Below are 13,087 nucleotides of genomic sequence, written 5' to 3'. Positions count from 1 at the left end.
GGATCGTAACTTTAGTTTTTAACGGTGTAATAAGCCATAGCCAAATTCCTTTATTTAGACTTACCCACTTTATAGATATATCCTTTGTCTAAAATCTGTCTTTTACTAAGAATTGCATAGGCTTTATAATGCAATTTTTAAGCAGTACAATAGCTCTCCAATGAGCCTTTTCGTCGCACATCCAGCGTTACACAATGAAACCCTCCTCCCAAGGTTCTTGAGTGTCTGAGTTGGAGTTGTATAACATCAACACCGCGTTTCTCAAGCTGTTTGATGAGTGGAGTTTGAGATTTATCAACGATCGCCAGATTTGGATTTACCATTAAGAGGTTGATACCAATCCATTTAGAAGCATAGGATGTTGTTGTATAACCAATATCAACGATATCCGTCAGATAGATCGCATCCCAAGTTTTGAATAGATCGGGCAAATTTTGTTCGCCAACTCGTTCAGCGTTCACCACAACTAAACCAGGTCGAATTACAGCGATAGTCGTGTCTACATGACTTCCACTATAAACGTTGTCATAGGTATGCACTTTATATTCTTCGCCTAATATAGTTTGCAGCCACAATGCTCCAGAGCGGTTTCCAGTATCTGAAATCAAATAAAAAATATCTTTCCCTAACCGCAATATGTTTGCCGCATCAAATAGAGGTTCATAGTCTTTGATTGCTGAAGAGTTGGGATCGTGAATATTATAAATTTCATCAGCGAGTCTAGGCTTTGGAGCTGATATCCATTTAGCTCCACTGTGCAAATAATCCATCAAGATAGATTTAAATGAAAGAGTTTCAAAAAATCTTGCTCGTAGCGTCATTGGCGCTTCGATAATCCATCTTCCAACTGTAACGAATAGGTCTCTGGGACAGTAATTGTATTGACCGTCTGATTCCCAATCAGGGGTGCGAAATTTAATAGAATGATCTACTATGTCAGGACGCTGAACAACTACATTGAGGCTTTGAAGTGTATGTACAAGTTCATCAAGGTCTTCTTCAGTTTCTTCGATGATGCGATCGCTATACTGACCAGAGGGAATGTTTTCAATGCTGCCATAATCTCTGTATTCGACTGCAAACAAACCTCGATCTCGACAGGCAATACGTGCATTGGTGGCACGGCCAACAATAATTTCTTCAAGAGCGTCCCATTCGTTATCAACTTTTACTTTACTCATCTGTTGTTCTAGTCCTAAATTTGAGAGTTAGAAAAACTGTTTCGAGCGACTGCATACCTAGAATCGCTAAAGTATTTTGAATTATAAATTCTCAATTTTGACTGAGAATCGCATTAATAATAGTGGCGTTTTGATTGAGATAGGGAGGATCGATCATTTCCCGATGAACACCAGATGCATAATAATTGATTCGTTCTCCCCTTGTAGCTTGTATCCAATCATCTTCGTAATCGTAGTTGCCTTCAGCACGAATGAGATGAATATTTGCATCAATCTGCAAATTTTTTAGGTCTGAATGCCAAAGAAAATTGAAGTATTCCCAAACTTGATTGTAGGTGCGATCGCGTAACTTTTGATTCTCCATAAAGTAACGTCTTAATTCTTGGCGTTTGGGATTTAATAAGAAACCATCAACACCTTCTATAATTTCTGACATTTGGGCTTTTTTAACTTCACGGCCGTCTCTATAGGTATCTAATAAAATGACATCCGAAACTCTGCGATCGCGACTTTCTAACTTTTGAGCCATCAACATTGCCAAAAAACCACCTGCTGAATGTCCCATCAATTTTATGTTTTGATTTTGTGCTAGGCGATCTATTAATTCTGCATATTTTTCTAAAGTTGCTTCATCGGCAATATACCTGAAAGTATAGATAGCATAATCTGTTAAATAATCAGCTAATTTTGCGTAAGCTGCGGCAAAACCAAGGGCTGGTGGAAATATAAAAACAGCTTTTTCTCGTGCTTTATTAAAAACTACATAAGGACGTTCTTTAGGTTGAATATTCATCTCTTTGACGTAGATGATATACTCACTCAATTCTGCTATTGTAGGTTTTTCATAAATTATTGACAAAGGAATGTCAATTTCCAATTCTTGATAAATTAGTGCCATGAGATTCATGGCTTGTAATGAGTGACCACCTAAATCAAAAAAGTTATCATTCACTCCTACCTTTGATACTTGCAGGACTTGTTGCCAAATATTTGCTAAGATGCTTTCGGAGTAATTACGTGGAGCTAAATAAGATGATTCTACTATCGATGTTTCATCGGGTTTAGGCAATTTTTTCCGGTCTATCTTGCCATTCGGATTTAATGGCATAGTTGACAACATTACAAAAGCTGAAGGTATCATGTAAGCTGGCAATTTATGCTGTAAGAAACGACGCAGATCGCTAGGGGTTAATGACTGGTCTTTTCTAACTACATAAGCGACTAACCGTTGGTTTTCATGCAGAATGACGACTGTTTGTTCTACTTGGTGATTAGTTTCTAAAACCGATTCTATTTCTCCTAATTCAATACGTAAGCCGCGCAACTTGACCTGGCTATCGATGCGACCAAGATATTCAATATTCCCATCTGGTAAATAACGAGCTAAATCTCCAGTTTTATACAATTTACCATTACCAAAAGGATTAAAAATAAATTTTTGGGCAGTTAATTCTGGTCTGTTGAGGTAGCCTCTAGCTAAAGAAGCGCCCCCAATATGCAATTCTCCAGGAATGCCAATAGGAACTGGTTGGAGATGAGAATCAAGGATATAAATTTGGGTATTGGCAATAGGGCGACCAATAGGAACTATTTGATAATTAGACTGTGGCGTACACTGCCAGAAAGTGGCATCAACTGCTGTTTCTGTTGGCCCGTAAAAATTGTACAATTCACAATCACACTGCTCAAAAAAGCGTTGTGTCAGTTCATAAGATAGTGCTTCTCCACCACAAAATACTCGCTTTAAACAACGGCAATCTTCTAAGTTAGATTCCTGAAGAAAAACTCGCAGCATTGAGGGAACAAAGTTGATTTGAGTAACTTGTTCTTGGGCAATTAAATTAATTAAATAAGCAGTATCTTTATGACCTTCAGGTTTAGCCACTACTAAAGTAGCCCCAGCTATTAAAGACCAGAAAATTTCCCAAACTGAAACATCAAAACTAAAGGGAGTTATTTGCAGAATGCGATCGCTTGCTGTGAGTGGATAAGCATCTATAGTTCGTAATAAATTATTGCAAATGCCTTTATGGATATTCATTACTCCCTTTGGCTTACCTGTAGAGCCAGAGGTATAAATCACATAAACCAAATTTTCCCATGTCACTTGGCTGATAGGATTCTGCTGGCTATATTTAGCAATTACTTGCCAATCACTATCTAAACACAGCACCTCGGCTTGATTTTCTGGTAAAGAACCTACTAAGGACTGCTGGGTAAGCAATATAGAAACTGCCGAATCTGAGAGCATATAAGCTAAACGTTCTGCTGGATAGCTAGGATCTAGGGGTACATAAGCTCCTCCTGCTTTTAAAATACCTAATATTCCTATTACCATTTCCAGGGAACGCTCAACAAAAATTCCTACCAATACTTCTGGTTCTACGCCTTTTTCTCGTAAACAGTGAGCTAATTGATTTGCTTGCTCATTCAACTGTTGGTAGGTCAATTTTTGACCTTCAAATATTACCGCAACTGCATTAGGGTTAAGTTTTACTTGTTCTTCAAATATCTGATGGATACATTTCTCTTGAGGATAGGTAACTTCTGTATTATTCCATTGAGTTAGTAATTGATAGCGTTCTTCAGGAGTTAGTAAATTGATTTGTGACAATTGGCAATCGGGATTCTTAACTACTGCCTGAATTATTTGTAAAAAGTGACCGCTCATTCTAGCGATCGTCTCTTCTCGAAACAGATCGGCTTCGTATTCTATGACCAATCTTAAATCGTTGGCATCTTCAAACAGACTCCAACTCAAATCGAATTGAGCCGTTCGTGGTGTCAACGGGTATGTTTTATGTTCAATTCCCGGAATTTTCATCACTGCTTTACTATCTTTACTAAGCAGTGAAAACATCACATCGAATAAAGGATTTCGTGATAAATCTCGTTCTAAATCCAGGGCAGATACTAATTTATTAAAAGGATAATCGCTATATTCATAAGCATCGAGGCAAGTATTTGTTACTTCTGCCAATGCTTGTTTAAAAGTTCCCGCTTCTGGGAGTGAAGTTCTTAAAGCTAGGGTGTTAACATAAAATCCGATTTGGTTTTCTAGGTCTGGATGATTGCGTCCAGAAATAGGTATGCCAATGACTAAATCATGCTGCCCTGTGTAACGATAGAGTAATATTTTAAATAAAGTTAAGAGAGTTATAAATAGAGTTGTATGATTTTGAGCAGCAAAAGAGCGTAATTTATCGCCGATATTCTGACTGAAATTATAAGTATATACACCAGCTTGAGAAGATTTAAATTGCGGTCTGGGAAAGTCGGTAGATAAGTTGAGTATGGGTGGTTGTTCGGCAAAGCGATCGCACCAATAACTATGTTGTTCTTTTACCTCCTCACTTTCTAACCACTGATTTTGCCATGCAGCATAATCCTTATATTGCAATGGTAGTGGAGGTAAGACGGCAGTTTTTTTCTGCGTGTAAGCAGAGTATAAAGTAACAAACTCTTGGAAAAGGATATCGAGCGATCGCGCATCACCAATAATATGATGTATGGTCAAGCCAAACAAAAATTCCTCTGACTCGATCTGCACTAATAAAACTCGCATTAAAGGCAACTTTTCTAAATCAAAGCGCGAGTTAGCTGATTCTTGAATTAAGGTATCAGCTACGGTCTCAACATCTTTTTGCCCTCTTAAATCTTGAAAATTTATTAATTTTTCTGTAGGCAATTTTTCATGCAAAATTTGCTGAATGTCACCTGCGACACTTGTAAAAGTAGTTCGCAAAATTTCGTGGCGACTCACAAGTTGTTGAAAGGCTTCTCTAAATGCTGAAATATCTAAGCTGCCATTGATTCTCATTGCCAGCCTAATATTGTAAGCGCTAGAATATTCATCTATATGGTGCAGAATCCACATCCGCCTTTGAGCGTGGGATACTTCGTAATATTGTTGATTTGGTAGTGACTTTATCATTTTTATTGTCGTGATTGAATCAAATCAGCTTGAGCTTTTAAAGTATTTTGAGTAAAAATTTCTCGTAATCGCAGTGCAACTCCAAAGCGATTGCGGATATGCGACACTAAACGCATTGCTTTTAAACTATTTCCTCCTAATTCAAAAAATGACTGATTCGCGTCACTCACCTCTACCTCTAATAATTCACTCCAAATTGAAGCTAATAAAGCCTCTTGTGGATTAAAGTTAGTAATTTGATGATTGTTTTGAACAATATTTGCTTCTACTTTTGGTAGTGCTAGACGATTGATTTTGCCATTTGGCAATAATGGAAACTCGGCCAACTGCATCAAATAAGTTGGCTGCATATAAATCGGCAAAACTTGTTTTAATTGGCTGCTAATATGTTGATGATTTACAGCGTTTTTTGCTTGATAATATGCAATAACTATCACCGATTCTTCTTTTTTCTCAGCAATTACCAGTACTTTTTCTACACCATCAATAGCAGCCAGTGCATCTTCAATTTCTCCCAACTCAATCCGTACTCCATTCAACTTCACTTGGTTATCGCTGCGTCCTATCACCTCCACCGTCAAATCGGGTAGCAGTCGTCCCAAGTCTCCTGTACGATAAACTATATCAGCGCCGTTATTCAAAGGGTTGGGTACAAAAACAGAATTGGTTAAACTTTCATCTTGGTAATAGCCTTTTGTTAAATAAGGCGACTTGACAAAAATTTCTCCCACTTCTCCGACAGCACAGGGACGAGTTTCATCAATGACTGCAAACGCCGCCTCTGGTAATGTTTTACCTCCAGGAACTCGTGCATAAGTAATTCTATTCGGGTCGGGAATCCGATAAAAATGTTTGACAAAAGTTGTTTCACTAGCTCCATAAATATTCACAAATTCTGTTTGAGAACCAAAAACTTGATGCCATTCACACAGTTCTTTGGTAAATAAAGGTTCTCCTCCCAACACCAAAACTCGTAAGTTTTTTAGTAACTGGTTAGCATTAACTAAATTGCGACCGATATTTAAAAATACGCGCATTACCGAAGGTACGGTGTGCAGTAAGTTAATCTGCCACTCTCCCAACCTTAATAACAAACCCTCCGAATCTTCGCGGTCTGTGCTATCTGGAATGTAGAGAGTACCTCCAGAACATAAAGTGACGAGAGTTTCTCTAAGATAAGCATCAAAGTTAATTTTTGCAATTTGCAGACAGCGCCAGTTTTGATTAATCCCAAATTCTAGTTTTTCCCAGTTGATAAAGTGACGCAAACTGCCATGACTACCAAGTATGGCTTTGGGTTCACCTGTTGACCCGGAAGTAAACATAATATAGTTAGAATCATCAGCTTCAGGCATAATTAGAGCTTTTTCATCATTACTTGCTACTACAGGCAAGCATTGATAAATTGTGCCATTCCACTGATAGTATTGCTGAATTTCATGGGCAGTTGCTACCAATATATGAGGTGGTTTTGGTAATACTGCCAGTTGAGGTTTGACACTATCTAAATTTTTGCGATCTACCACTATAATGGCGGGGGATGTTTTAAGCATCATGCGTAAAGAACGTTCTTCTGGTTCATCCAAACGCAGAGGTAAATAAATTCCCCCAGCTTTAAATACTGCTAGCATTGCTAATACTTGACGGTAATCTCCTTCAAGCATTACGCCACAAATAATATCCTTTTGAATGCCTAAATCTTTAAAGATGTTAGCCCAAGAGTTAGTGAGTATATCTAATTCTAGATAACTAAATTCTCCACCCGGATAAATAATTGATGTTTTATCTGGTAGTGCTTTTATTTGGTCGATAAAATCATGGATGACTGTGCGTGTTTCTAAGCGCGGAATTGGTTTGGTAAAGCTTTCGATAAAAGCTGTTTCTGCGGCTGACAAAAGAGGAATTTTACAAACTGGTTGGCTGGGATTTACTATCATTTCTATAAGTAGTTTATCCAAATGTCTCAGAGCTTGTTGTATTCTCTCAGCTTGGAATATATCTGTATTGTAAATTAGAGCTAAACTGAGTTCGTTGTTCTGCTCAATAAAAACAAAAGAGAGGTCAAATTTGTTTAGATCGTCTAGCGAACCTAGAGATTTTATCTGTATTTCTTCTACAGGTTGACTAATGTTTTGCAGAAGTACCAACACATCGAACAATGGTGTGCGGTTAATTTCACTGGAATTTGCCAGTTCTTTTACCAAAATATCAAATGGATAAGCAGAATGTTCCAATGCCTCGGTAACAGTTTGACGAACTTTAATTAGCAGATTTTGATATCCTCGATCTGGTTCTATTTCATCACGGATAACAACTGTATTCAAAAATTGGCTGGAAGATGCAAGTTGATAATTATTGCGAGTGGTAATCTCTGTGCCAATAGCAATATCGTGCTGACCGCTGTAGCGATAAAGTAATACTTTTACTGCCGCCACAAGCCCCATAAATAAAGTAGTTTCTGTTTGATTACAAATCGTTCGTAAACCAGAGATAATTTCTGGTTGAAATGTCCAGTTTAAACGAGAAACATTGAATGTTTTTGTAGGCGGACGATGGAAATCTGTAGGTAAGTGAACGCGGGGTAGTTGCCCATCGTTAAGTTGCTGTCGCCAATAATCTAGATGTTTTTTATGTTTTTCATTTGGCAAAATATTGCTTGACCACACTGCATCAGTATTCAACTCAATTTGTTGTATTGACTGGCTTTGTTGAGCATGAGATATTGCAGTTTTGTCTGGTTCTAGAAGATGTAAAGTGAAAGATTCATAGCGTTGTGAAGGGTCACTAGCTATTGCCGCCAGGGTGCTAGTGTAATAATTGCCAATGGCGATCGCCTGTTCTTGACACAATTCGCTGGCATTGTATTTTAGAGTTAAGTGTATTTGGGACGAGACGAGATCCAAACTAAAGTGGACTCCCAAAGTAAAGTTTGTTTTTCCCAGAAATTTGCTATCTAATACCTGTAGACCTGGCAGCCCTAAGATACTCTGGTAAACGTGAAAATGGGTAAAGTTAAACGATGTTTCAAATAAAGGCTGACCGCCCAAATTCCACTGCAAATCAGCTAGGGGATATCGTCGGAAAGGTAGGGATTCTCGTTCAGCCTTGAATGTCTCTTGCATCAAGTCTATCCAAGTACCTCCCAAGAGTTGTAAACGCAATGGCAAAGTATTTAGAAAAAGTCCCAGTACTCGCTCTCCATCAGCTTCCTCTGGTCTACCATTAGATACCATACCTGTTAAGACATCGGACTGATTAAAAAGCACACTTAACACTTTCATGTGTGCCGCTAAAAGTACGCTTTTGAGGGTAACTCCTGCCTTATTTGCTACCTGTTTTAAACCTTGAGAAACTGTTAGAGATAGGGTTATTTCCTGAGTACCTAATGTACCTAATTCAGGTTCATGTGAGTGATAGGATTGAGGCCAACGAGGCAGCTTTGTAATAGTAATACCGTTAAGTTTTTCCAACCAATGTTGTCGGCACTCTTGGGAATTGAGGGCTTTTTGTTCTAAAGCAATAAAGTCTCGAAATCCGATGCCTACGGCGGGCTGTGCCAACGCAGGTGATGGATTGAGAGGTAGAATTTCTTCACTTAAGAAGGATAAATATCTTTGCAGTAACTCAGTGAATAGTAAGCCTACACTCCATCCGTCGAGAATAGCGTGGTGTTCGATCAAAGTTAGCTGAAATGTCTCATCGCTGCGGCGATGGATATGAAAGCGTAATAGAGGAGGACTATCTAAACGAAAATTTTGTTTTCTTTCGGCTACAAACCAAGCATCCAAAATACTTTCTTGGTCAGCGACAGATAAATGGCGCAGATCCTCTACTACCAAGGGAACACGAACTATGCGCCTAACTAACTGCAACGGTTCGCTGAAGTTGCTGACATCGAAAAAAGTCCGCAGTACAGAATGATTAGCAACAAGTTCTTGTACAGCTATTCGCCATTTTGATTCGTCGAAAACAACTCGCAGATGAAAACTGTTGACGTTGTGATAGACAGCAGAACCAGGACTGTACTCGCTGTGAAACAACATCCCCATCTGAAGTCTGGCAAGAGGATAAGCATCTTCTATATTGTCAGGTAACTTGAGGCGGTCTTGTTCGCAGATGAGAGCTAACGGCTGGACTTTTTCTGTGATTCTATTACCAATCTCCGCTGTGGCGAGGTTTTGCGTCAGTTCGTAAATCGTCTGATGTAAAAACATCTGTTGAACTGAGAAGTGCAAACCTCTTTCTTTAGCTAGGGCTAAAACTTGAATACTGCGGATGGAATCGCCGCCTAAAGCAAAGAAGTTGTCATGAATACCAACTCGTTCCAGACCGAGAATCTCAGCCCAAATGTCGGCTAGTACCTGTTCTTCTAAAGTCCGAGGGGCAACAAAAGCTTTTTCCAAGTCTGCTCTAGTTGTCTGGGGTGCTGGGAGAGCGCGGCGGTCAACTTTGCCGTTGGATGTTAGCGGTAGTGCCTCCAGCGTTACAAAGGCGGAGGGAATCATATAGTCGGGAAGAGACTGTTTGAGGAAACTGCGTAGCCGTGGGACTAGCTGGCGAGTTAATTTACCCTGCAAAGGATTATTAGCATAGTGACTCCAGGGTTTTAATTGAGGCGTTTCCCTAAGTAGAGGTAGTATTCCATGAGATATTAGCCCTGGCGATCGCCTGCTAAACACAACATCATAACAATCATTCGTCCCCGTATCCGACCAGCTAATGTCGATGGTATAAAGTAACTCATCGCTCAAGCTCCAAAAGTCTTCAGGTTCTATGCCTTCTTGCTGGGTGAGAGCTTCTAAATCTTGAACTAGACCGCCGACTGTGGCTGGTTTTTCATCTTTTGCCAGTAGTTCTAAGAGCTTGACTTGTTTCCAAACACGTGCATTAGGAACGTTTTTGACGATCGCAATCTCTGGTGTCTCTAGTAAAAGTTGGCGAAGCGAGGGCAATGTCAGTTCATCTTGCTGCCAGTCCCAACACTGAGGCTCGATTGAGGCAGAAACCCTGTCTCCTACACAGAGAATCACATCATAGCGGAACCGTGTCAGCTCATTGCGATCGCGACCTCGTTTGAGCTGAATTTGCACTCGGCTGATTTGCGGTAGATGCTGCACAAGAGCATTAAAGAAGGCCGGGTCAATTACTAGTTCTTGGTCTTCTTGGAGATTTTTTTGTACGCGCTGCCACCAATCTTCTGTCGGTAGCTCCTGGGATGTCTGGTACAGCATGACATCGGCATGGAAGGCTGACAGTAAGGGTAGACTACGCACATCCCCGACAAAGATAAAGCCCCCTGGTGCTACCATCTTCACTGCACCTTCCAAGACATTTACCAGATAATCAATGCTGGGGAAATACTGCACAACTGAGTTGAGGATAACTGTATCAAATGTGTTGGCTTCAAAACCCTCAAAGTCATCAGCTGGTTTGTTGATTAACTGCACATGTGACCAATCGCTGCCACCTTTGTGCATTTCCATCTCCACATAACGGATAGCATTGTCGGAAATGTCAGTGCCACAGTAACGCAAGCATTGGGGAGCAATTCTAAACAGCAGCATCCCCGTACCGCTGCCAATTTCCAGCACTCGCTTAGGCTGCAAAGCCAGAATCCGCTCAACTGTAGAGTCCAACCATTGACCCATTTGTTCTTGAGGAATGGGTAGACCTGTGTAGCTGTCGTTCCAGCCGATAATATTGAAGGTTGAGTCTTGAGTGGGAGCATTTTGACGATAAGTATCGTTAAATACCTGTTGCCATTGTGATATTTGTTCGCTATGGGATTGGTTCTCAAATGCTTGATTTGAAGATTTGGCAACTATATAAGCTACTAAGCGCTTGTCTCCTGGTTGGTCAGTTCGGGCTATTACCACCGCCTCCCGCACCTCTGGATGTTTTAGCAGTGCGGCTTCAATTTCTCCCAATTCGATGCGGAAACCGCGAATCTTAACTTGATTATCGATGCGGTCAAGATACTCAATGTCTCCATTTTCTAAATAGCGGGCTAGGTCGCCAGTTTTGTATAACCTTGCTTCTGGTTCGTCGCTAAACGGATTAGTAATGAACCGCTCTGCTGTCAGTTCTGGACGATTTAGATAGCCGCGAGCCAACCCAGCACCACCAACATACATCTCACCCCCGATGCCGATAGGTACAGGTTTTAGCTGTTCATCCAGGATGTACAATTGCAAATCGGGAATCGGGGAACCAATCAGGCTCTTGCTATTGTTAACATCTGCTATTGTTAGCGGTCGATAGGTAACATGGACGGTTGTTTCTGTGATCCCGTACATATTTACTAATTGGGGAGAGCGTTGGCAAAGCCCGCCGCAGGCATCGCCATATCGCTCAAACCAGGGTTTCAAACTTTGCGGCTCTAGAGCTTCGCCGCCGAAGATGACTAGACGTAAGCTCAGTTTCGATTCTTGATTTTCCGCCAGTTCTTCCACTCGGATCAGTTGGCGAAAAGCAGATGGCGTTTGGTTAAGAACCGTGACTTGCTCTTGGCGCAGCAAGGTGTGAAAAGCTGAGGAATCGCGGCTTACCCAATAGGGTACGATCGCCAAACGTCCACCATACAGCAATGCACCCCAGAGTTCCCAAACGGAAAAATCGAAAGCAATTGAGTGGAATAGTGTAAACACATCACTTGCACAAAAGTGATACCAAGACTGAGTGGCTGCAAATAAACGAGTCACATTTTGGTGATTAACTAACACACCCTTGGGTTTTCCTGTAGACCCAGAAGTATAAATCACATAAGCCAAGTTATTTGGCTGGATATTACTAACTAGATTCTCCCGACTGCAAGAATTAATTACTTGCCAATCTGTGTCTAAACACACCACTGTTGCTTGATTTTTTGGTATTGATGCTAACAGCGACTTCTGAACGAGCAACACTGGTACTGCTGCATCTTGAAGCGTGTAAGCCAGACGTTCTGCTGGATAGCTGGGGTCTAATGGCACATAAGCTCCCCCCGCTTTTAAAATTCCCAACAGTCCCACTACCATTTCTAGGGAACGCTCTATGCAAATACCTACCAGTACCTCTGGTTTTACGCCTAGTGTTTGCAAGTAGTGTGCTAACTGATTAGCTTGCTCATTTAACTGTCGATAGGTCAATTGCTGATTTTCAAATACTACCGCTACTGCATCGGGATTCCGCTCTACTTGCTCTTCAAATAGTTGATGAATGCATTTTTGGGGATATTGAATTTCTGTATTATTCCATTTTCTCAGTAATTGATGACGCTCTTGTGTTGTTAATATGTCAATTTCTGACAATTCACAATCAGGATTAGCCGTAACAGTTTCCAAGATTTGCAGAAAATGTCCCAGCATTCTCTGAATAAAATCTCCACTGAAAGCATCTTTGGCAAAAGTTACAGAAACAGCAGTATCTCGTTCATCAATTTCAAAGACTAATTGAAAGTTATTTAATAAAGAACTGCGACTGCACAATCCCTCTTGGATCAAAGCAACATCAAAAATTGCTGCTGGATTTCCGCCTCTAGCAAGAAATGTTTCGAGAAAAGCATCAATATCATAGCTTTGGTAGCGATATCCTTCTTGTAGCTCACTGCGGATTGTTTTTAATAAATCCTTAAATGATGTGAGTTTTTGACCAGAGAATCGGGAGAATATTAGGCTATCAGACTTGTGTAGATTTAAAGCTCCCGTTGCCACAACAAACTCTTCTTGAGCAGTATATTTAAATATTAAAAATTTAATAGCTGATAGATATAAAGCAAGTTTATTAACAGGAGAATTAGCAGTCAAACGATATATACTATCACGTATATTTACAGATATAATATTAATTAATTTTTCTTTATGCTCTATTCGATCCTGATTTACACTGTTAAATAAAGGTGTGACTGGCTGGATTTCTCGAAGTTGTCGAATTTGGTAATCTAATGCAACAAGATGTGATTCTGCTACTTCCATACAAATCTCCGTGAATTGTG

General features: G+C 40.2%; 3 protein-coding genes. All 3 read right to left on the bottom strand.

What is annotated here, in order from left to right; translation table 11 throughout:
• Positions 1 to 137 precede the first annotated feature (137 nt).
• Positions 138 to 1,181 (bottom strand): inosamine-phosphate amidinotransferase 1, encoded by a 1,044-nt coding sequence (locus tag NSTC731_RS26385; protein WP_445627534.1) that lies wholly within the window; start codon positions 1,179 to 1,181, stop codon positions 138 to 140.
• 91 nt (positions 1,182 to 1,272) lie between these two features.
• Entirely contained in the window at positions 1,273 to 5,115 is a 3,843-nt protein-coding gene (locus NSTC731_RS26380; RefSeq protein WP_445627533.1) for a non-ribosomal peptide synthetase, read from the bottom strand.
• Positions 5,116 to 5,117: 2 nt separating this feature from the next.
• Complete coding sequence (locus NSTC731_RS26375; RefSeq protein WP_445627532.1) at positions 5,118 to 13,067, bottom strand: non-ribosomal peptide synthetase; 7,950 nt, start codon at positions 13,065 to 13,067, stop codon at positions 5,118 to 5,120.
• Positions 13,068 to 13,087: the final 20 nt, after the last annotated feature.

The organism is Nostoc sp. DSM 114167 (genome assembly GCF_052692655.1).
This window is presented reverse-complemented; position numbering and strand designations above follow the sequence as displayed.

Excerpts from the sequence above, each read along its gene's own strand:
- NSTC731_RS26380 (WP_445627533.1), bottom strand. The coding sequence starts at position 5,115 with ATGATAAAGTCACTACCAAATCAACAATATTACGAAGTATCCCACGCT.
- NSTC731_RS26385 (WP_445627534.1), bottom strand. The coding sequence starts at position 1,181 with ATGAGTAAAGTAAAAGTTGATAACGAATGGGACGCTCTTGAAGAAATT.
- NSTC731_RS26375 (WP_445627532.1), bottom strand. The coding sequence starts at position 13,067 with ATGGAAGTAGCAGAATCACATCTTGTTGCATTAGATTACCAAATTCGA.